Annotated in this window: 16 protein-coding genes; 8 read left to right on the plus strand and 8 right to left on the minus strand. The window is 69.1% G+C overall.

Annotated elements, in window-relative coordinates; translation table 11 throughout:
* Nucleotides 1-468: 468 nt before the first annotated feature.
* Nucleotides 469-1,692: a polysaccharide pyruvyl transferase family protein gene (locus tag ACLJO0_RS25955; protein WP_410581029.1), complete on the minus strand. Its 1,224-nt coding sequence runs from the start codon at nt 1,690-1,692 to the stop codon at nt 469-471.
* A complete protein-coding gene (locus ACLJO0_RS25960) occupies nt 1,689-2,204 on the minus strand; it encodes an OmpA family protein (protein ID WP_125782931.1) in 516 nt (171 codons plus the stop codon). The genes ACLJO0_RS25955 and ACLJO0_RS25960 overlap by 4 nt, the downstream gene beginning before the upstream one ends.
* A 419-nt stretch (nt 2,205-2,623) precedes the next feature.
* On the opposite strand from ACLJO0_RS25960, the gene ACLJO0_RS25965 reads away from it, so the two are divergent.
* Nucleotides 2,624-2,923: an antitoxin gene (locus ACLJO0_RS25965; protein WP_410581030.1), complete on the plus strand. Its 300-nt coding sequence runs from the start codon at nt 2,624-2,626 to the stop codon at nt 2,921-2,923.
* Between the two features lie 34 nt (nt 2,924-2,957).
* Here ACLJO0_RS25965 and ACLJO0_RS25970 read toward each other — a convergent pair whose 3' ends face one another.
* The 3 genes from ACLJO0_RS25970 to ACLJO0_RS25980 are packed head-to-tail and all read right to left on the minus strand — an operon-like array spanning nt 2,958 to nt 6,385.
* The gene (locus tag ACLJO0_RS25970) at nt 2,958-4,646 is read right to left on the minus strand and encodes a cobaltochelatase CobT-related protein (protein ID WP_410581032.1); all 1,689 of its coding nucleotides are present in this window, start codon (nt 4,644-4,646) and stop codon (nt 2,958-2,960) included.
* Nucleotides 4,643-5,575 (minus strand): AAA family ATPase, encoded by a 933-nt coding sequence (locus tag ACLJO0_RS25975; RefSeq protein WP_410581033.1) that lies wholly within the window; start codon nt 5,573-5,575, stop codon nt 4,643-4,645. The genes ACLJO0_RS25970 and ACLJO0_RS25975 overlap by 4 nt, the downstream gene beginning before the upstream one ends.
* Nucleotides 5,576-5,584: 9 nt before the next feature.
* Nucleotides 5,585-6,385 carry an IclR family transcriptional regulator gene (locus ACLJO0_RS25980; RefSeq protein WP_410581035.1) on the minus strand — a complete coding sequence of 267 codons (801 nt, stop codon included), beginning with the start codon at nt 6,383-6,385 and terminating at the stop codon, nt 5,585-5,587.
* 143 nt (nt 6,386-6,528) lie between these two features.
* Between ACLJO0_RS25980 and xsc the strand changes: the two genes are divergently transcribed.
* From xsc to ACLJO0_RS25995, 3 genes are all read left to right on the plus strand, one after another.
* Nucleotides 6,529-8,337 (plus strand): sulfoacetaldehyde acetyltransferase, encoded by a 1,809-nt coding sequence (xsc, locus tag ACLJO0_RS25985; RefSeq protein ID WP_410581036.1) that lies wholly within the window; start codon nt 6,529-6,531, stop codon nt 8,335-8,337.
* A 258-nt stretch (nt 8,338-8,595) separates the two neighbouring features.
* Nucleotides 8,596-9,960, plus strand: coding sequence for an aspartate aminotransferase family protein (locus tag ACLJO0_RS25990; protein ID WP_410581037.1), 1,365 nt, complete (start codon nt 8,596-8,598; stop codon nt 9,958-9,960).
* A gap of 70 nt (nt 9,961-10,030) precedes the next feature.
* Complete coding sequence (locus tag ACLJO0_RS25995) at nt 10,031-11,020, plus strand: phosphotransacetylase (protein ID WP_410581038.1); 990 nt, start codon at nt 10,031-10,033, stop codon at nt 11,018-11,020.
* Here the strand turns inward: ACLJO0_RS25995 and ACLJO0_RS26000 are convergent.
* Nucleotides 11,017-12,012: a YeiH family protein gene (locus ACLJO0_RS26000; protein ID WP_410581040.1), complete on the minus strand. Its 996-nt coding sequence runs from the start codon at nt 12,010-12,012 to the stop codon at nt 11,017-11,019. The genes ACLJO0_RS25995 and ACLJO0_RS26000 overlap by 4 nt on opposite strands.
* 72 nt (nt 12,013-12,084) lie before the next feature.
* On the opposite strand from ACLJO0_RS26000, the gene ACLJO0_RS26005 reads away from it, so the two are divergent.
* The 4 genes from ACLJO0_RS26005 to ACLJO0_RS26020 all read left to right on the plus strand — a co-directional run bounded on the left by ACLJO0_RS26005 (nt 12,085) and on the right by ACLJO0_RS26020 (nt 18,067).
* The gene (locus ACLJO0_RS26005) at nt 12,085-12,972 is read left to right on the plus strand and encodes a LysR family transcriptional regulator (RefSeq protein ID WP_410581041.1); all 888 of its coding nucleotides are present in this window, start codon (nt 12,085-12,087) and stop codon (nt 12,970-12,972) included.
* Nucleotides 12,973-13,166: 194 nt separating this feature from the next.
* The gene (locus ACLJO0_RS26010) at nt 13,167-14,555 is read left to right on the plus strand and encodes an amino acid permease (protein WP_410581253.1); all 1,389 of its coding nucleotides are present in this window, start codon (nt 13,167-13,169) and stop codon (nt 14,553-14,555) included.
* Nucleotides 14,556-14,751: 196 nt separating this feature from the next.
* Complete coding sequence (locus tag ACLJO0_RS26015; protein WP_410581042.1) at nt 14,752-15,492, plus strand: ABC transporter ATP-binding protein; 741 nt, start codon at nt 14,752-14,754, stop codon at nt 15,490-15,492.
* A 4-nt stretch (nt 15,493-15,496) separates the two neighbouring features.
* Nucleotides 15,497-18,067 carry an FtsX-like permease family protein gene (locus tag ACLJO0_RS26020; protein WP_410581043.1) on the plus strand — a complete coding sequence of 857 codons (2,571 nt, stop codon included), beginning with the start codon at nt 15,497-15,499 and terminating at the stop codon, nt 18,065-18,067.
* Nucleotides 18,068-18,085: 18 nt separating this feature from the next.
* Here the strand turns inward: ACLJO0_RS26020 and ACLJO0_RS26025 are convergent, their stop codons facing one another.
* Both ACLJO0_RS26025 and ACLJO0_RS26030 read right to left on the minus strand, forming a co-directional pair.
* Nucleotides 18,086-19,435, minus strand: coding sequence for a DUF2252 domain-containing protein (locus ACLJO0_RS26025; protein ID WP_410581044.1), 1,350 nt, complete (start codon nt 19,433-19,435; stop codon nt 18,086-18,088).
* A 51-nt stretch (nt 19,436-19,486) separates the two neighbouring features.
* Entirely contained in the window at nt 19,487-20,254 is a 768-nt protein-coding gene (locus ACLJO0_RS26030; protein ID WP_410581046.1) for a DUF1206 domain-containing protein, read from the minus strand.
* Nucleotides 20,255-20,358: the final 104 nt, after the last annotated feature.

Genomic DNA, 20,358 nt, shown 5'->3' on the forward strand with positions numbered 1-20,358 from the left:
GGGCCTCCTTCCCTACTTTCAGGGTAGGGAAGGAGGCCCTCACGGACTTTGCGACCAGCGACCCTAGCGCGATGAACGTGCCTACGGGGGTGGCCGCGAGTGGCGACTCGGGTTCTATTGAGGGGTAAGGCAAACGTGTCGTGTACTCGCGTGTTCAGACACGCGACTCACGCCTTACCGAAGTACATGAAGGCCCCCTTCCTTGCGCCTAGCGCAAGGAAGGGGGCCTTCATGTACTTCACGACCGGCCGCCGAGGTCACTACCGTCCCATTGTCACCAGGGATCACATCTGACGGTAGCGAAAGCCTCCTTCATTACCGTCAGAGTAGGCAAAGAGGCCCGCATTACCAGGAGAACGCATACGCAGAAGCGGACACCGGCCCAACGCCACGACACGTTCGACTTCTCCCTCAATAGAACCACCCTTGCCACTCGCGACCCCGGCAAGTGCCCACCGAGACCAGCGGCTAACTCGACCGGGTCCGCCACGAGCGCAGGGTGAGGCGTCGGGGCGCGGGCTGAGCGGGCTCGGCCGCCTGGCGTCCGTACACCGCCTCCGCGACCGACCGTTTCAGGTCGCGGCACCGCCTGAGGACGTGGGGCGGGAACCCGGTTCCGGTCGGCCGGTCCGGTGTCCCGCCCGCCTCGGCGTCGAATGACGTCCACCCGGAGCCGAGGTCGATCAGGCTGCGGTGTTTGGTCGTGTAGTACCCGCGCGACACGCTGACCGCGAGACCGGTCGCTCCGGCGGCCGCGGCGGCGAGGTGCAGGTGGTAGCGGCTGGAGATCCAGGTCTGGCCGGGCGCCGACGGCAGCCCGTTGCGCCAGATGTCGCGGAACGGGTGGAACTCCGCACCGGCGATCTCGTGTTCCAGCAGCGCCGGAACGGCACGGTCGATCCGGGGGATCCCTTCGACGATCGCGAGTTGTTCGGGATGGACCTCCCACGCCCGCAACAGACCCAGCACTTGGGAGGCAAGCATCGACGGCTCGAAGGCGCCGATGTCGGACTGGATGCACAGCACGAATTCGCGCGTCTGCGCGGAGGGCGTCGGCTCGGGGGGATCGAGGAAGACGTCGTCGCACGTCCGGACGACTCCGGGGAGTAGTTCGGCCGACGGGTCGTCGCGCACGTCGACGACGTCGAAGCGGTCGGTGAGGGAGCGGAGAAGGTCCACGGCACCGGGCGGGAACGGGGTCAGGCCCTGTCCGGTCATGGCCGTGCGGGCCCCCGAGCGCCGGGCGGCGGCCGCGGCGCCCGCGATCAGCCCGATATGCCGGGGCCACAGCGCGTTGAGGTAGCCGCCACCGATCAGATGGATCACGTCGGTCCGGCCGAGCAGGTCGATGCCCGCGTCCCATCGCGGCGCTAGCCCGGGGTCGTTGACCGCCGACTGCACCCAGCCCGCGACCTCCCACGGATCGTCCGACGGCGCCTCACCGCAGAGCCGCCACAGCGTGTCCGTGCAACGCAGGCGCGGGTGCAGATCGTTGAGCAGCAGTTGCGCGGGGCCAGGCGAGTGGGTGTCGAGCCAGACGTCGGCCTCCGGATCGGTGCGCGCCAAGTAGCGCAGCCACGTCGCCGCGATCAGTTCGTCGCCGTAGTTGGGGAAACCGCTCGGGCCGATCAGATAGTGACAAGCGCGGACGGGCGGATCGTTCCGCCCGTCCGCGCTTCCGCCGTTGGTCACTGCGCGACGGTGATCTGCGTGTTCAACGCCTGATCGCCCTGCGCCTTCTCGTTGCCGGTCGCTTCGGTCTTGACGCGATCCTTGGCCACGCCCGCTCCTTCGAGCGCGGCGGTGATCGCTTCCGCGCGCTTCTCGGAGAGAGCCTTGGACTTTTCCGCGTCGGGGTAACCCGCGTGGGTGGCGACGGTGATCTTGACGTCGTTGCCCTGCATGGCCTTGGCGATCTCGCCGAGTGCCGTTTTGCTCTTCTCGGACAGTTCGGCGCTTTCGGTGGTGAAGGTGATCGGTGACTGCTGCTGCGCCTGTTGGATCGCCGCCGTCACCTTCTGGGCCGCCTCCCCGCCCGCTTGCCCCGCGTCCCCGGTGCCGGCGCCCGAGGAAGCCGGGGCTCCGGCGCCGGGCGACGACGCGGCGGCCGCGCTTGAAGCGGTTCCATTCGCGCCAGATGCGCCATTCGCACCGTTCTCGCCCTCAGAGCCGCAAGCGGTCACCAGGCCGGCCACGATCGCCACACCCGTTACCGTCCGGACAATTGTCCTGCGCATGAAGTTCAAACTCCCTTTGGCCGTCTCCGCTTTGGCTGACGCCACGGATACGAACACGAAAGGGCTAAAAGCGCCAACCGTGATCGAGTGTGACCGACCTCTATCGTGCCGTGGTCACCGTGTAGTGAAATGGCGTCGACCAGGAGACCCCTCGTCGTGACAGACCCGAGTGTCGCATCCGTACGACTGCGAAGAGACGGCAAGTCCACCCAAGTGAGCGACAGCGGGTGCACCTCCGTGCCCTGGCCGAGGCTGTTTTCCCTGACTGGGAAGGGGAACTCGCCGACTCACCCAACCGTCGCGTTCAAGTTGCCGCATTCCGCGAATGGACTTTGATGGAGGTACGCGCCGGTCATCGGCGCATTCGAACCAGGTGAGGAGTTCTCGTGGGTATCGACTTCGAAGGAATGAAGGACAAGGTGAGCGGAGAGCACGTCGACAAGGCCGCCGATTTCGCGAAATCGCGATTCGGCGAACACTCCGACAAGATCGACTCGGCCGCTGACAAGGCGAAAGGCTTCCTCGGCGATTCCGGTGGCGAGCAGCAGAACGAAGAGCAGCAGCAGGGTGGCGGCTTCGGTAACGACGCCCCCGGCGGCCAGGCGGGCAATGAATACGGCGGCGATGAAGGTCAGCGCGCCGAGTTCGGTGGGAACAGCGGCGAAGAGGGTGGCTACGGCCGCTGACCCCACCCACGGACCAGGACGGGAACCGCGGCGTTCACCCTCGGGAAAGTAACTCGAGGACGTCCCGGAACGGCGCGTACCCGGACGTCACCGAGGTGTCGAGAACCCGGGACCGGCGATAGAACGGGCTGAGGTCGAGCCCGACGCCGATCCCGCGGATCTCGACGGTGTTTTCCTGTAGCAGCACCGTTTCCCGTAGATGCTCGTCCAGGTAGTGTGGATCGTTCGCCAGGCTCGTCGCGCTGTCCATGGGGCTGCCGTCGGAGAGGACGAGCAGGATCCGGCGCTCCTCCGTCCGCGCGCGCATCCGGTCGCAGGCCCAGGCCACGGCCTCGCCGTCGATCCCTTCCCGGAACAGATCGGCTTTCAGCAGTGCCGCGAGATCGGGGCGCGCCCGGCGCCACGGGGTTTCGGCGTCCTTGAACACGACGTGAAGTCGTTCGTTGAGCCTGCCGGGATGCCGTGGCCGTCCCGCCCGGATCCACTCCCGCCTCGGCCTGCCGCCGTTCCAGGCGCCGGTGGTGAAGCCGAGGACTTCGCACGCGGCGCCGGCGAGTTTGAGCGAGCGCGCGAAGAGGTCGACCAGTGCGGCGACGGGTTCCGCGTGCGCGGTCATCGAACCCGAGCAGTCGATCAGGAACGTCACGAGCGTGTCCGCAACGGGTTCGATCCGCTCGGTGCGGAAGATGCGGCGCTCGGTGGGTGAGCTGATCAGCTGCGCCAGGGTGCGGCCGTCCAGGTGGCCTTCCTCCTGCCCGCCGTCCCAGCCGTCACGGGTGGGTACGGCGAGCACCGCCTTGAGGTCACGCGCCAGCCGCCCCGGGCCGACGCCCTGCCTTCCGACGCGCTGGTCGAGCCGTTCCCGGAGTTCGGTCAGCAGCCCCGGGCGCACCAGGTCCGACGCGCGTCGTTCGCTGTCGTACGCGGTGGTGAAAACCCGGTACACCGCACCGGATTCACCCAGCGTACGACTGGTTCCGGCGGTCGCGGACGGGATCTGATCGCCCTGGCTCGCGTCGAAGTCGATCAGGAGGCTGAGGCGCGCGTCGGTGGGGTCGCCGTCGTCTTCGGCGTCCCGCTCGGTCGCGGTGAGCAGCCCGCCGGCCGTCCGGGCGATCGCGAGCGCGTGTTCGGCGAACGCCTTCTGATCGGTCCGGTGCCGTCGCAGCCCGGCGAGGTCGTGACCCAGCCTCGGCGCCAGCGCGAATCGGGTCGCCTCGATCAGGTCCTCGGTCTCCTCGACCACGGGTTCTCCGGTGATCCGCGACCGGCAGATCTGCGCGACCGTGTACAGCAACAGCCCACGGGCGGTCTCGGTCAGCCCGGATCGGTGGAATTCGAGGGACCAGCGGAGGTGGCGAAGGCGAAGGTTCCGCTGCATGCCCGGCAGCTCCGGGGGCGGGAGCGACTCGACGCGGAACTGTTCCAGCAGCTCGAAGATCCCGCGTTCGGCCGGATCCGGCGGGCACAGGCTCCGATGCAGGGCGGCGTCCGAGGCCCTCAGGCGCAACGCCATCCCGTCGGCGATCCCACGTGAGGTCACCAGGTCGTCGTCGGCGGAGTGACGCAGATGTGGTGCGTGCAGCGGCAGTGGTTCGCGTCCCCGATGCAGGCGCCGCGCCCGGAAGTGCAGCGCCGGATCGCCGCTGAGTGCCCGGACCGCGGCCGCGCACAGCTCCTCGACCTGGTGGCGGCGCCGGGTTTCCGTCTGCCCGGCCGTCATGCCGAGAGCAGTTGGAGCTCGTCGTCGAAGCAGCGCTGGAAGTACTCCGCCACGAGAGCGCGCTCGGCTTCGTCGCATTTGTTCACGAAGGACAGCCGGAACGCCGTCGCCGGATCGCCGAAGATCTCGATGTTCTCCGCCCAGGTGATCACCGTGCGCGGGGACATCAGCGTGGACAGGTCCCCGGCCTGGAAACCCTTGCGGGTCAAGGCGGCCACCGCGACCAGTGACGCCGCCAGCGTTTCCGGAATGCCGGGAACCCTGGCCCGAACGATCGCGATCTCCTCGGCGGCGGGCAGGTAGTTCAGCGACGCCACGATGTTCCAGCGGTCGATCTGCGCGTGGTTCAACCGCTGCGCGCCGTGGTAGAGCCCGTTGAGGTTGCCGAGCCCGACCGTGTTGGCGGTGGCGAACAGCCGGAAGGACGGATGCGGCCGCAGGACCCGGTTCTGGTCGGTGAGGGTGAACTTGCCGTCGCGTTCGAGGACCCGTTGGAGCACGAACATGACGTCCGGACGGCCGGCGTCGTACTCGTCGAGCACCAGCGCGACCGGTCGCTGCAGCGCCCACGGGAGGATGCCCTCCTGGAATTCGGTGACCTGCTTGCCCTCGCGCAGCACGACGGCGTCGCGGCCGACGAGGTCGAGGCGGTTCAGGTGGCCGTCCAGGTTGACCCGCATACACGGCCAGTTGAGCCGGGCCGCGACCTGTTCGATGTGGGTCGACTTGCCGGTGCCGTGCAATCCCTGCACCAGCACGCGGCGGTCGCGGGTGAACCCGGCGAGCAGGGCCAGCGTCACGTCCGGGTTGAAGCGGTACGCCTCGTCGATCTCGGGGACGTGCTCGCCGCGTTCGCGGAACGCGCCGACGACGAGATCCGAATCGATGCCGAAGAGGTCGCGCACTGGGAGCCGAAGCTCGGGGACCATGAGAACTCCTTACGACGGAACACTTTCCGGTTCGGACCCGCCCTCGGCGTCGACGCGGCTGATCGCCTCGGCCGCACGCTGCAGCGCCGGGAGCGTCTGGAGCGCCTTGTCCGGGGTCAGCCGCATGACCGGCGCCTGCACCGCGACGCACAGGTTGGCGCGGCCCGGGACGAGCACCGCGACGCACACGAGGCCCGGGAGGAACTCCTCGTCGTCGAGCGCGAAGCCGTCGCGGCGGATGCGGGCGAACTCGGCCTCGAGCGTGTCGAGGTCGGTGATGGTCTTGTTCGTGTACTGCTTGAGCGGCGCGTGCGCGAGCAGTTTCCGCCGCTGTGAGGGGCTCATCTGCGCGAGGATCATCTTGCCGCTGGCCGAACAGTGGATCGGCACACGTGAGCCGGGCCGGAGGTAGAACCGCAGCGGTTCCGGCGTCTCCACCCGGTCGAGGTACACGATCTCGTTGCCCGACAACGTGGTGACGTTGCAACTCTCGCCGAGTTCGTCGACGAGGTGGCGCAGGACCGCGTGCCGGGCGCCGTGGTGGGTCGCGTTGAGGAGCAGGTTCTCCGCGAGCCGTCGCAGCCGGTGGCCGGTGCCGTAATGGCGACCGTCGGCCTGGCGGATCAGCAGACCCGCGCCTTCGAGTTGCTGCAGCATGCGGTGCAGGGTCGGTTTCGGCAGGCCGGTCTCCTCGACGAGGCCCTGCAGGGAGACCAGCTGATCCTTGGCGGCGATCAGCTCGAGCAGGGAGAACAGCCGCATGGTCGGCGTGTCCCCGTTGATCGGATCGGGTTCGCGAAGCAGCTCCATGTTCCGAAAACTAGCACAAAGCGTCTCGGTTTTCAGAATCTGACGTTGACGCTCGGCGATCCGCGTCCTATCGTCGGTCGCATCCTGATTTCAGGAACGCCACGTATCGTTTTTTGTAAATCTGCCTGTCGAAGGAGCGGAACATGACGGAACGGAAGACGGGTGACGGCCGTGTGGTCGTCAGCGGCCGGAAGAAGATGACCCCGTCCGAGGCCTTCGTCGAGACGCTCGTGGCCAACGGCGTCACCGACATCTTCGGCATCATGGGGTCGGCGTTCATGGACGCGATGGACATCTTCGCGCCGGCGGGCATCCGGCTGGTACCGGTCGTGCACGAACAGGGCGCCGGGCATATGGCCGACGGCTACGCCAGGGTGAGCGGCAGGCACGGCGTCGTCATCGGGCAGAACGGCCCCGGCATCAGCAACTGCGTCACCGCGATCGCGGCCGCCTACTGGGCGCACAGCCCGGTCGTCATCGTGACGCCGGAGGCGGGCACCATGGGCACCGGCCTCGGCGGCTTCCAGGAAGCCAATCAACTGCCGATGTTCCAGGAGTTCACCAAGTACCAGGGGCACGTCAACAACCCGAAGCGGATGGCGGAGTACACCGGCCGCTGCTTCGACCGGGCCCACTCCGAACTCGGCCCGACGCAGCTCAACATCCCGCGCGACTTCTTCTACGGCGAGATCGAAGCGGAGATCCCGGAGCCCGCCAGGCTCGACCGCGGTCCCGGCGGGGAGCGGAGCCTCGACGAGGCAGCCGCGCTGCTGGCCACGGCGGAGTTCCCGGTGATCATCTCCGGCGGCGGCGTCGTGATGGCCGACGGCGTCGAGGAGTGCAGGGCCCTCGCCGAACGCCTCGGCGCGCCCGTGGTGAACAGCTACCTGCACAACGACTCGTTCCCGGCGAGCCACCCGCAGTGGTGCGGGCCGCTGGGCTACCAGGGTTCGAAGGCCGCGATGAAGCTGATCTCGCAGGCGGACGTCGTGATCGCGCTCGGCTCGCGGCTCGGCCCGTTCGGCACGCTGCCGCAGCACGGTATGGACTACTGGCCCAAGGACGCGAAGATCATCCAGATCGACGCGGACCACAAGATGCTCGGCCTGGTCAAGAAGATCACCGTCGGCATCTGCGGCGACGCCAAGGACGCGGCGGTCGCGCTGACCCGGCGCCTTGCGGACCGGACGCTGGCCTGCGACTCCACAAAGGACGCCCGCGCGGCGAAGATCAAGGCGGAGAAGGACGCGTGGGAGGCCGAACTCGACGCCTGGACCCACGAGACCGACGCGTTCAGCCTCGACATGATCGCGGAGCAGGAGACCGAGGAGGGCAACTGGCTGCACCCGCGGGAAGTGCTGCGGGAACTGGAGAAGGCCATGCCGCCGCGGGTGATGGTGTCGACCGACATCGGCAACATCAACTCGGTCGCGAACAGCTATCTGCGCTTCGAGGAGCCACGCAGCTTCTTCGCTCCGATGAGCTTCGGCAACTGTGGGTACGCGCTGCCGACCATCATCGGCGCCAAGGCCGCCGCCCCCGACCGGCCCGCGATCTCCTACGCCGGTGACGGCGCGTGGGGGATGAGCATGGGCGAGATCATGACCGCGGTCCGCCATGACATCCCGGTCACCGCCGTGGTGTTCCACAACCGGCAATGGGGCGCGGAGAAGAAGAACCAGGTCGACTTCTACAACCGCCGGTTCGTCGCGGGCGAGCTGGAAAGCGAGAGCTTCGCGGGCATCGCGAAGGCGATGGGCGCGGAAGGCATCGTCGTGGAGAAGCTCGACGAGGTCGGCCCCGCCCTGCAGCGCGCCGTCGACGCGCAGATGAACGAGGGCAAGACCACCGTCATCGAGATCATGTGCACCCGCGAGCTCGGCGACCCGTTCCGCCGGGACGCGCTGTCCAAGCCCGTGCGCTTCCTGGAGAAGTACAAGGACTACGTGTAGGTCGCGGTTCGCGCGTGAAGGCCTCCTTCCCTCGGCTCAGCCGAGGGAGGGAGGCCTTCACGCGCTTTGGGCGGAGGGCGGGGTGGCGCGTGTCGCGAAAGCCACTTTCGCGACGTCCAGCGTCCCGAAAGTGGCTTTCGCGACACGCCGCCGGGACGGCCAACTGGACCCATCGAACGCCGCCGCTCTGGTGCTGGGCCGGTGCCGGCCGGGTTGCGAAAGTCAAAGCACAGACTCGTGTCTCGAAGGAGGTCTCCGGTGGACGTCACCCAGCTGCGAACGCAGGCCCGCAGGCATCTCGGCCCGCACTTCACCCGCAAGGACACCTGGGCCTCGGATTTCCCGGTGTTCGTACGCGGCGAGGGAAGCTACCTGATCGACACCGAGGGACGCCGCCACCTCGACGGTCTCGCCGGGCTCTTCTGCGTCAACATGGGGCACGGGCGGGCCGACATCGCCAAGGCCGCCGCCGACCAGGTCGGCACGCTCGCCTACGCGAGCAACTGGGGTTCGGCGCACACCCCCGCGATCGAGGCGGCCACGTTGCTGGCCGAGCTCGCGCCGGGCGACCTCGGGACGACGTTCTTCGTCAACTCCGGCTCGGAGGCGGTCGAAACCGCGTTGAAGTTCGCCCGCCAGTACCACCGCAGCCAGGGCAGGCCCGAGCGGACGAAGATCATCAGCCGCGACATGGCCTATCACGGCACGACCATCGGTGCGCTCTCGGTGACCGGGCTCGCGAAGATCAAGGAGCCGTTCGGCCCGCTCATGCCCGGCGTCCGGCACGTGCCGAACACGTTGGGGCTGCTGGGCGACTGCGGTCCGGCGGCCGAATTGGACTGTGTCAGGGCGATCGAGCAGGTCATCCTGGAGGAAGGGCCGGAGACCATCGCGGCGCTGTTCGCCGAGCCGGTGCAGAACGGCCGCGGCGCGCTCGTCCCGCCGAAGGGGTACTGGCCCGCTTTGCGTGCGCTGTGCGACAAGTACGGAATCCTGCTCGTGTCGGACGAGGTCATCTGCTCGTTCGGCAGGCTGGGGCACTGGTTCGGGCATGGTCTCACCGGGGTCGTGCCGGATCTGATCACCTTCGCCAAGGGTTCGACGTCGGGGTACGCGCCGCTCGGTGGCGTGATCGTGCGCGAGAAGCTGGTCACCGAGCTGTACGACTCGCCGAAAGGCGGCGTCTTCACCCACGGCGCCACCTGGGGCGGGCATCCGGTCGCGACCGCCGTCGCCGTCGCGAACCTCACCGCGATGCGGGACGAGAAGGTGCTCGACAACGTGCTCACCGAGGGCCCGGAACTGTTCGCCGCGCTGAACTCGCTGAAGTCGGCGCACCGGTGCGTCAAGGATGTCCGCGGGACCGGGTTCTTCTACGCCATCGAGCTGATGGCCGATCGCGACAGCGGTCGTGAGCTCACCGAGGCCGAATCGCTGAAGGTGCTCCGCGAGGTGCTCCCGGAGGCGTTCCGCCGCACGGGCGTCATCCTCCGCGGCGACGATCGCGGCGCGACGATGCTGATGATCTCGCCGCCGCTCGTCGCCGATCGCGAAGTGCTGACCGAGCTGCTCCACGGCGTCGACGCGATGCTCAACGACGTCGAGAAGGCCGTCCAGCCCTGAACCAGCCCTTTTCGCCCGGTGGGGGTCGCCGTCTTCCGGCGGCCCCCGCTTCGTATGTGGAGGTACTTCGATGAGCCTGACCACCGAGGCCACGCCGGACGCGACGCTCGGCAGATGGCGGAAGGCGTTGCGCGGCAGGGATCTCCGTGTCGCCCTGCCGGACGGCGACGACGACCGCGCCGTCCGTGCCGCGTTGGCTCTCCGCGCGGAGGGTGTCGTGCGGCCGCTCCTGTTCGGTGACGGGCCGCGTCTCCGTGCCGCGGGCGTCCCGGAAGACGTGATCATGGGCGTCGCGGACGCCCTTGCCGACGGCCGGACCGCGGATGCATTGACGTCGGGTTTCGCCGGTCGCCCGGAAAAGCTCGCTACCGCCCGGCGTGATCCGGTGTTCGTGGCGGCGGCCGCCTTGCGGGCGGGCCGGGTGGACGCCTGTGTCGCCGGGGCGACCCGGCCGACCGCCGACGTGTTGCGCGCGGGACTGCGGGTCGTGGGCCTGGCGCCGGGAGTGTCCACTTTGAGCAGTTGCTTCCTGCTGCTGCTCCCGGACGGGCGGCGGCTGACCTTTTCGGACTGCGCGGTGGTGCCTGAGCCGGGGGCGGCGCAGCTGGCGGACATCGCCCTTGCCGCCGCGGCCACCCATCGCGGTCTGACGGGCGAGGATCCCGCGGTCGCGATGCTGTCGTTCAGCACGCAGGGGAGTGCCGACCATCAGCGCGTCGAGGTTGTCCGCGAGGCGACTTCCCTGGTGCGGCAACGGGAACCCGGCCTCCCCGTGGACGGCGAGTTGCAGTTCGACGCCGCGCTGGTGGCCTCCATCGCGGCGGCGAAGGCACCCGGATCCGCGGTCGCCGGACGCGCGAACGTCCTGGTGTTCCCGAATCTGGACGCCGGCAACATCGGCTACAAGATCGCCGAACGGCTCGGGGGCGCCGTCGCGCTCGGCCCGATCCTCCAGGGCCTCGCGGCCCCGCTCAACGACCTTTCCCGCGGCTGCTCGGCTTCCGACATCGAGACGCTCGCGCTCCTGACCGCCGCTCAGGCCCTGGACGTTCCGTGCTAGCCGAGCAGAGCCAGCGCGACGTAGGCGATGGTGCCGACCAGCAGCGTGGAGAGCAGGCCGAGCAGCAGCGCCCGGCCACCGGTGCGGACCAGGGTGCCGATCCGGACCGCGCAGCCCAGCCCGAACAGCGCTCCCGCGAGCAGCAGCGTGCAGATCACCTTGGCTACGTCGAGTGCCACGCCGGGCAGGATCCCGGTACTCCGCACCACGACCATCGCCAGGAAACCGAGGACGAACAGGGGGACCAGCGGGGTGCGCTTCCCGGCCGCGGACGGGCGGCGACGGCGTTCGTGCACGCTGACCGCGGCGACCATCGGTGCCAGCAGGACGACGCGGCTCAGCTTCACCACCACGGCGACCGCGACGGCGGCGGTCCCGGCGGGGGTGGCGGCCGCGACCACCTGGGCGACCTCGTGCACGCTCAGCCCGGCCCAGCCGCCGATGCGCAGCGCGTCCATCCCGAGCCGGCCACCGAGGAGCGGGACGGCCGCGATCGCCAGTCCACCGTAGAAGGTGACCAGGGCGACGGCGGTCGCGACGTCGGAGTCCTCGCGTTCGACGACGCCTTCCATCGCCGCGATGGCGGAAGCCCCGCAGATCGAGAACCCGGTCGCGACCAGCATCGCGAGCCCGCGCGGAACACCGATCAGCCTGCCGAGGCCGATCGTGCCGAGGAAGGTGAGGCCGACCGTCAGCACGACCGCGAGCAGTGTGCCGGGGCCGAGGGAGAGCACCGCCGGGAGCGCGAGTTGAAGGCCGAGCAGGACGACACCGGCGCGCAGCAGCTTCTTGGTCACCTTCGCGATCGCCTGCCGCGTGCCGTCCGAGAGCACCGGAAGCGAGCCGGCGAGCACCCCGAGTACGACCGCGAGGGTGAGCGCGCTGAGCACGGGAACGGCGGTGCTCAGCAGGTACGCGACAGCCACCCCGAGGGCGGTGACGGCCAGACCGGTCAGGTGCGGCTTCGTTCGCCGCGCAGACATGGTGCTCATGGTGACGAGCGTCGTCCGGCGACGGCCACGCCGGTAGCCGGGAGAACACCGGGTAGGTCATGCAGTTTGGCTATGACAGCACCGGAACTGGACGCCTTGCGACTGCTCGTGCTCGTCGACGAACTGGGCAGCATCGGGCAGGCCGCCGCCACCCTCGGGATCGCACAGCCGTCGGCGAGCAACCGACTGTCCTCAGTAGAACGACGGCTCGGGCTGGTGCTGATCGACCGGACGCGCCGCGGTTCCGCGCTCACCCCGGACGGCCGTGTGATCGCCGGCTGGGCGTACCGCGTGCTCGCCGAACTCGGCGGACTGCTCGACGGCGCCGAGGCCCTGCGGACCCGGCACGCGGGCGAACTCCGCGTCGCGGCCAGCATGACTCTGGCCGAGCATCTGGTCCCCGGCTGGATCGGCGAGCTCAACCGCGCGAACCCTCGCCTTCACCTCGGCCTCGAGGTCACGAATTCGGGTCAGGTCGCCGAACTGGCGCGTGCGGGCAAGGTCGACATCGGCTTCGTCGAGTCGCCAGGGACACCGGCCGGGCTCGCGTCACGGACGGTCGCCGTTGACCATCTCGTGGTGGTCGTTCCCGGCGCGCATCCCTGGGCACGGAAAAGTCGCCCGCTGACCCCGGCGGACCTGGCGCAAACGCCGCTCGTGGTGCGTGAACACGGCTCCGGAACCAGGGAGACCGTCGACGCCGCGTTGCGCAAGGCCGGGGTGGGGCCGGTGAAACCCTTGCTGGAACTGGGTTCCGCGTCCGCCGTCCGGAACGCAGTCGTCGCGGGCGCCGGCCCCGCGGTGATCAGCGCGCTGGACGTCACGGACCGCGAGCTGGTGCGCGTCGCGGTGGAGGGCGTCGACTTCTCCCGGGTGCTGCGCGCGGTGTGGCCCGAAGGACGGCGTCTCACCGGACCGGCCGCGGAACTGCTGGCCTTGGCGGTACGGCGACCGTCCTGAGTGGTATCTGGACCCCTTTCCCACATCGTAACTGGCACTCGCAAAGGGCCGGACTTGTTCCTACGGTGACCGGAACCACAATGGAGCTCCCAGCGCGACCGCTCCGGCGGTGCGTGCGAGAAGGAGGAGACGTGACTTCAGCGTCGGACCCGGCACAGACCAGCGGCCTGAAACCAGGGCTCAAGCAGCGACATATGAACTTGATCGCCCTCGGCGGCGTCATCGGAGCGGGGCTGTTCGTCGGCAGCGGCGTGGTCATCCAGTCGGCGGGACCGGCCGCGGTGGTCTCGTTCCTCATCGCGGGCCTGATCACCGTGCTCATCATGCGCATGCTCGCGGAGATGACGATCGCCAAACCCGCGCTCGGCTCGTTCTACGTCTACGCCAGGGAAGCGCTCGGCAACCGCGCCGGTTTCGCCGTCGGCTGGATGTACTGGTACTTCTTCGTCATCGTCGTGGCGGTCGAAGCCGTCGCGGGCGGCCGGATCCTGCAGCTGTGGGTACCGGATGTGCCACTGTGGGTGCTCAGTCTCGGCCTGCTCCTGATCCTGACCGGTACCAACATGGTCTCGGCGCGGTCGTACGGCGAGTTCGAGTACTGGTTCTCCTCGATCAAGGTCGTCGCGATCGTCGTGTTCCTGGTCGTCGGCGGCCTGTACCTGTTCGGCTTCTGGCCGGGCGCCCAAGGCGGCGTGACGAACTTGGTCTCCCACGGCGGATTCGCGCCACTCGGTATCGGCGCCGTGCTCGCGGCGGTGGTCCCGTGCATCGGTTTCTACACCGGCGCGGAGATCGTCACCATCGCCGCCGCCGAATCCGCGGAGCCGAAGCGGGCGGTCGCGAAGGCCATGCGGTCGATCATCCTGCGGGTGGTGCTGTTCTACGTCGGTTCCGTGTTCATCGTCGTCGCGATCAAGTCCTGGGACGATCCGGCGACCGCGGTCAGCCCGTACGCGGCCGTGCTGGAGGTGCTCGGGATCCCGGCGGTGGCGACGATCATGAACGCGATCGTCCTGACGGCGGTGCTGTCCTGCCTGAACTCGGCCCTGTACACCTCGTCGCGGATGCTGTTCGCGCTCACCAGCAAGGGCGACGCTCCGAAGGCGTTCACGCGGCTCTCCCGCAGCGGTGTGCCGAGGCGCGCGATCCTCGCCGGGACGGCCATCGGGTACGTGTCCGTCATCGCCGCCTACACGTCACCGGACCTGATCTTCCAGTTCCTGGTCAACTCCTACGGCGCCGTCGCGCTGTTCGTGTACCTCTCGATCGCGCTCGCGCAGGTCCGGCTCCGCCGGCGCCTGGAACGCGAGGATCCGGAGAAGCTCACGCTCAAGATGTGGCTGTTCCCTTGGCTGAGCTACGCGACCATCGCGCTGATGGGCGGGGTGATCCTGGCGATGGCGCTGCTGCCGTCGACCCGGTCGCAGTTCTGGCTCAGCGCGGTGACGCTCGTGCTGATCCTCCTCGGGTTCGAGATCCGCAGGCGGCGCGGCAAACCCGTCGACCAGGTTCCGGAGGCCCCCGTCGATCCCTTGCCCGATGAGTCCAAACGGGACGCTGCCCCGGCCGCCGTCAGGGATTGACAAGCCCCGCAACGGCCGTGTCGCGAAAGCCACTTTCAGGACGCCAGACGTCCCGAAAGTGGCTTTCGCGACACGGCGCCGGTCCGCCGCATGGTGGTGCCAGCGCTACCACGAGTCTTCCCTCACGCGGGATCGTTTCCACCCCTTGACGGCCGTAGGTTCAGACGGGAGAGATCACCACCGTTAAGGGGAAACAATGAATGCAGGGGGCGCGTGCGCCTTGAAGCTGGAATCCGTGAGCAAGGTCTACGGATCCGGTGATGGCGCGGTCACGGCGTTGAACGGGGTGACCGTCGAGGTGCGCAGAGGCACGTTCACCGCGGTGATGGGGCCGTCGGGTTCGGGCAAGAGCACCTTCCTGCACTGCGCGGCAGGGCTGGACAAGCCGAGCTCGGGCCGGGTGCTGCTGGGGGACACGGAGCTGAGCCGGATGCGCGAGAAAGCGCTCACCGAGCTGCGGAGGACCCGCGTCGGGTTCATCTTCCAGGCCTACAACCTGTTGCCGTCGCTGAACGTGCTGCAGAACATCACCCTGCCGACCAGGCTGGCCGGGCAGAAGCCCGACCCGCAATGGCTGCGTCAGATCGTCGAGAGTGTCGGCATCGCGAAGAAGCTCGAACACCGCCCGTCGGAACTATCCGGCGGCCAGCAGCAGCGGGTGGCGATCGCCCGCGCGCTGATCACCCGGCCCGAGGTCGTCCTCGCCGACGAACCGACCGGAGCGCTGGACACACGTACCGCGCGCCAGGTGCTCGACCTGCTCCGGTCCATTGTGGACGAAATGGGGCAGACCGTGCTGATGGTCACCCACGACCCGGTGGCGGCGTCGGCCGCGCACGGTGTGCTGTTCCTCGCCGACGGCAAGCTGGCTGGCCACCTCTCGCAGCCGACGCCGGACCGGGTCGCCGAGCGCATGACCCACCTCGGGGAGTGGTGACGTCATGTGGGATTTGGCATGGCAGACGACGAAGACCCGCCTGAGCGGTTTCATCGGCGCGTTCATCGCGATCCTCTGTGGGACGGCGCTGGTCGCCGGATGCGGCATCCTGATGGAATCCGGTCTGCGGGCCGGTGTCCCGACCCAGCGGTACGCCGACGCGGCGGTCGTCGTCGGTGGCCGGCAGACGGTCGACCCGCCCGGGGCGGGCCCGCTCGAAAGGAACCAGGTCGCCGAGCAGGCTTCGGTGCCGGTGACGCTCACCGGAGCGATCACCGCGGTGCCAGGGGTCCGCGGTGTGGTGGCGGAGCAGAGCTTCCCGGCCAACGTGGTGACGGCCGACGGCCGGGCGCTGAACGGTCCCGAAGGCGGTCAGTCCTTGGGCCACAACTGGGACGCCGCCGCGCTGGCCCCGTTCTCGCTGCGTGACGGCCACGCGCCCGCCGGCGCCGACGAAGTGGTCCTGGACGCGGAACTGGCGTCACGGAGCGGCGCGGCGGTCGGTCAGCGGGTGAAGATCGCCATCCGCTCGTCCCCGGTGGAGTTCCGGGTCTCCGGTATCGCCGCCCCGAAGTCGGGTGACGGCCTCACCCGGCAGTCCGCGGTGTTCTTCTCGCCGGAGAAGGCCGCCGAGCTCGCCGGGACACCCGGTCAGGCGCACGCGATCGGTGTGCTGGCGGACCCGGGCGTCACGCCGGGCGACCTCGCCGACCGGATCCGCGACGCGGTCGGCACCGACAAGGTGACGGTGACGACCGGGGTCGAGCGCAGCACGGTCGAGTTCCTCGACGTCAGCCAGACCCGGATGCTGCTGATGGCGCTCGCGGGCTCCTTCGGCGGCTTCGCGCTCCTCATCGCGGTGTTCGTCGTGGCCAGCACCTTGGCGCTGGTCATCAACCAGCGGCGCCGGGAGTTCGCGTTGCTGCGGGCGATCGCGGCGACACCGCAGCAGATCCGCAAGCTCATCGGCGCCGAGACGATGATCGTCGCGGTGGTCGCCGGGGTGCTGGGCAGCGGCCTCGGCGTGGCGGTCGGGTTCGGGCTGCGGAACGCGTTCGGGGCCGTCGGGGTGATCCCGCCGGACTTCGAACTGGCGATCAGCCCGATCCCGCTCGTCGCCGCGCTGGCGCTCGGTCTCGGCACGGCGCGCCTGGCCGCCTGGTCGGCCTCGCGGCGACCGTCGTCGATCCGCCCGGTGGAGGCGCTCGGCGAGGCCGCGGTGGAGCGGCGTGAACTCGGGCGCGTGCGCGTCATCATCGGCTGCGCGCTGGTGGTGGCCGGTTTCGGCGGATCGATGGTCCCGATCTTCCTCCGCGGTGACGCGGGGCTCGCGGCTTCGGGCGGTTCGTCGCTGATCATCGTGATCGGGCTTGCCGTGGTCAGCCCGAAGGTGGTCGCCGTCATGACGCGGCTGATCGCGCCGGTGCTCAACCGGACGTCGCGGATCAGCGGCTACCTGGCCGCCGCGAACAGCCAGGCCAACTCGCGCCGCCTCGCCGCCGCGGTGACGCCGGTGATGCTGGCGGTCTCGTTCGCGCTGACGATGTTCTACAGCCAGACCTCCGCGGCCGCCGCGCGGCAGGAGGAGACCGTCGAGTCGACCACCGCGGACCACGTGCTCGCCAGTGGCACGGGCGGGCTCTCGCCGGAGGTCGCCGAGGCGGCGCAGCGGATCCCTGGCGTCGCCGCCGCGACCTCGGTCGTGCGCACCGAGGTGATCAACACGGTGCAGGAACAGGACAGCGTGCGTGTCGAGCGGTACGCGGCGCAAGGACTGGACGGCGCGCAGATCCGCGGGAACCTCGAACTGGGCGTCGTGTCGGGCAAGATCACCGACCTGACCGGGAACACCGTGGCGATGAGCGAATCGGAAGCCGGCTGGTACGAGAAGAAGGTCGGCGACGAGGTCGAATTCTACTTCGGTGACGGCGCTCCGGCGAAGCTGCGGCTGGTCGCCACCTACACCCGCGACCAGGCTTTCGGCCGCTACGTGCTGCCCGCGGAACTGGCCAGGGCGCACACCGGCGACCGGATGGACGATTCGGTGCTGGTGCGGGAGCAGCCCGACGCGGATTCCGCGACCGTGACGGCCGCCCTGAACGACCTCGCGAGCCGCTATCCGGGCCTGGTCGTGACGCCGGGATCGGCGGTGGCCGCGCCCGCCGGCGGACAGCAGCAGGCCCAGTTCTACGTGAATCTGGTCGCGGTCGGCGTGATCCTCGGCTACGTCGTGATCTCGGTGGCCAACACGCTGGTGATGAGCACGGCGCAGCGCTCGCGGGAGTTCGCGCTCCTGCGGCTGATCGGCACCACGAAGCGGCAGGTCATCCGGATGATGCGGTTCGAAGCGCTGGCGACGGTGGGGGTCGCGACACTGCTGGGGACCGTGGTGGCGGGGATTCCCTTGGTGCTGCTGAACCTCGGCCTGCGTGGGACACCACTGCCGTCCGGAACGGCGACCGTCTTCGGCGGGGTCGTCGCCGGGGCGATCCTGCTCGGCCTGGTCTCGCTCGGTCTCGCTACCCGCGTGACGCTGCGGTCGAAGCCGATCGAGGCGATCGGCCTCCGCGAATAACGGATTCTCGCCGTCCGGTCAGCCCTCCGCGGCGGGCCGGACGGCGGGGATCTTCCCGCCGCGGAAGGCGTCCACGAACAACCGGTGGTCCTCCCGCGACTGCTCGGCGTAAGCCATCCCGAATTCGGTCAGCGCGCGGACGAACTCGTCCTCACGGTCGCCGATGACCCCGGCGATGGCCTCTTCGCTCTGGAAGCCGACCAGCGTCTGCTCCGAGTCCGAATCGGACACACAGTGCATCTTCGCGGTGGCCCTTCCGAGATAGTCGAGCACCGGCCCCATCTCCGACGGCTCGGTCAGATCCGACCAGTCGAGGTCGTTGACGTAGGGCGACAACTCCGAGACGACGAACCCGATTCCGTCGATCTCCGTGTACCCGAGCCAAGGATCGGCGTGCGCCTGCAACGCCCGCTGGGACACGGCGGTGCGGTGGCCCTCGTTGGTGAAGTAGCCGCGGATGCTCTCCTCGGCCACGATCCGGCTCGGCGCCGCCACGTTCCCTTGTTTCATCGACAGGACGACGTCGTTCTCGAGTGCCTGTGTACGGCCTTCGACGAGGATGTTGTACGCGGGCAGCCCGGCCGAGCCGATGCCGAAGCCGGTCCGGCCGACGATGTCCTTGACCCGGTAGGTGATGCTGCCGAACCGCTTGTTCTCCGGGATCGTGTCCAAGTAGGACTCGAAGGCCTTGGTCGCGATCTCGTGTTCGGCCTTCTCCAGCACCCGGACCCCCGGCCCGTGCCGGAACCTGCGGTCGTAGTCCTCCACCACGGTCAGCTCGTCGAGCAGGTCGATCCGCGTCTTGAGCCGCGCCCGGAGCAGGATGTCGTGGAGGACGCCCTCGGTGCTGTCCAGTTCGAGCCGGACGAGTTCGTCGCCGGGCCGCTCGGCGTACTCCCGGACCTGCTTGACGTAGGCGCGCAGATAGGTGCCGATCAGTGTCTCGATGTCGTCGTCGGAGATCGCCTTGCTCCATGCCAGCAGCGCGACACTGGCGGCCAGCCGTTTGAGGTCCCAGGTGAAGCACCCGAGGTACGCCTCATCGAAATCGTTGACGTCGAACACCAGCGTCCCGGACGAGTCCATGTAGCTGCCGAAGTTCTCGGCGTGGAGGTCACCCTGGATCCACACCCGGCTGGTCTTCTCGTTCGCCCACGGATCGTCCTCGTGCGCCATGTCCGCGTAGAACAGGCACGCCGAGCCCCGGTAGAAGGCGAACGGAGCGGCGGCCATCTTGCGGAACTTGCGGCGGAACGCGTCGGCGTCCGCGCGCATGAGGTCCTCGAAGGCCTCCACCAGCACTTCGACGATCCGCGCCTGCCGATCGTCCTCGCCCCGCTCGCGGATCTGCTCGACCACACCTGTCATCACGACCTCCAGACGTCTGTCACGGTGCCACAGGTCGGTTCGCCGGGCAGATCAGATCTTGCGGAAACGCGCGTCCAGCATCGCGAAGGCGCCGAAAGCGGCGATCCCGGCCGCGAGGGTGAGGAGCATCGGGCCGCCGTAAGGCTGAGCGACGAGCGTTTTCAAGGCGGCGTCGAGTCCGCTCGCCTTGGCCGGGTCGAAGGTGACCGCGGCGATGACCGTCAATACGCCGATGGTGCCGTACGCGGCGGAGAGCGCGATCCAGCCGATCTGCCCGAGCCGGATCGTCGTGGTCCTGGTCGTGCCGGACGCGCCGCCGAAGTCGAGCTCCCGAACGAACGTCTTCCGGAACCCGCGCTGGGCGAGGAAAACCGCCACCGCGACCACGGCGACCCCGGCGGAGGCGATCAGAACCTGTCCGTACGACTCCGCGAGGATCCCGGCGACGAAAGAACCTTGCCCGTCGTCGGCGCCCGCGATGGCCATCTTCACCGCGCTGTAGGACACGAGGCCGTACAACACGACTTCGATCCCGCTGACGATCCGGCGCACCGTCCGCCGCCGCGCCTTCACGTGCCGATGGCCCGTGATCGCCTCACTGAGCTGCCACAACGCCAGCACGGCCAGCCCGGCCCCGATCAGCCAGAGCAGCCACGCGCCACCCTCGGCGACCACCACCTGCAGTGCGCCCGCCTTGTCCGCCTTTGCTTTGTCGCCGAGCGCAACCTGTGCCGCGAGCCAGGCGACGAGCAGGTGCACGACCGCGTAGCAGACGAGCCCGCCTCGGGCGATCAGATCGAACGTCTTGCTGTCGCGCATCGGGCGATCCTTGCCGAGGGGACCGCTTTTCGCCAGGCCCGGCCGGAGCAATATTGAGGGGTAAGTCAAAGGTGTCGTGGTCGTGGGGCGGGCCGGCGGTGAGG

Source organism: Amycolatopsis sp. lyj-108 (assembly GCF_046549005.1).
GTDB lineage: Bacteria > Actinomycetota > Actinomycetes > Mycobacteriales > Pseudonocardiaceae > Amycolatopsis.

Coding starts and splice junctions, on each gene's coding strand:
- ACLJO0_RS26005 (WP_410581041.1), top strand. CDS start 12,085: ATGACAGCACCGGAACTGGACGCCTTGCGACTGCTCGTGCTCGTCGAC.
- ACLJO0_RS26025 (WP_410581044.1), bottom strand. CDS start 19,435: ATGACAGGTGTGGTCGAGCAGATCCGCGAGCGGGGCGAGGACGATCGG.
- ACLJO0_RS25975 (WP_410581033.1), bottom strand. CDS start 5,575: ATGGTCCCCGAGCTTCGGCTCCCAGTGCGCGACCTCTTCGGCATCGAT.
- ACLJO0_RS25980 (WP_410581035.1), bottom strand. CDS start 6,385: ATGGAGCTGCTTCGCGAACCCGATCCGATCAACGGGGACACGCCGACC.
- ACLJO0_RS26010 (WP_410581253.1), top strand. CDS start 13,167: ATGAACTTGATCGCCCTCGGCGGCGTCATCGGAGCGGGGCTGTTCGTC.
- ACLJO0_RS25995 (WP_410581038.1), top strand. CDS start 10,031: ATGAGCCTGACCACCGAGGCCACGCCGGACGCGACGCTCGGCAGATGG.
- ACLJO0_RS26000 (WP_410581040.1), bottom strand. CDS start 12,012: ATGAGCACCATGTCTGCGCGGCGAACGAAGCCGCACCTGACCGGTCTG.
- ACLJO0_RS26020 (WP_410581043.1), top strand. CDS start 15,497: ATGTGGGATTTGGCATGGCAGACGACGAAGACCCGCCTGAGCGGTTTC.
- ACLJO0_RS26030 (WP_410581046.1), bottom strand. CDS start 20,254: ATGCGCGACAGCAAGACGTTCGATCTGATCGCCCGAGGCGGGCTCGTC.
- ACLJO0_RS26015 (WP_410581042.1), top strand. CDS start 14,752: ATGAATGCAGGGGGCGCGTGCGCCTTGAAGCTGGAATCCGTGAGCAAG.
- xsc (WP_410581036.1), top strand. CDS start 6,529: ATGACGGAACGGAAGACGGGTGACGGCCGTGTGGTCGTCAGCGGCCGG.
- ACLJO0_RS25970 (WP_410581032.1), bottom strand. CDS start 4,646: ATGACGGCCGGGCAGACGGAAACCCGGCGCCGCCACCAGGTCGAGGAG.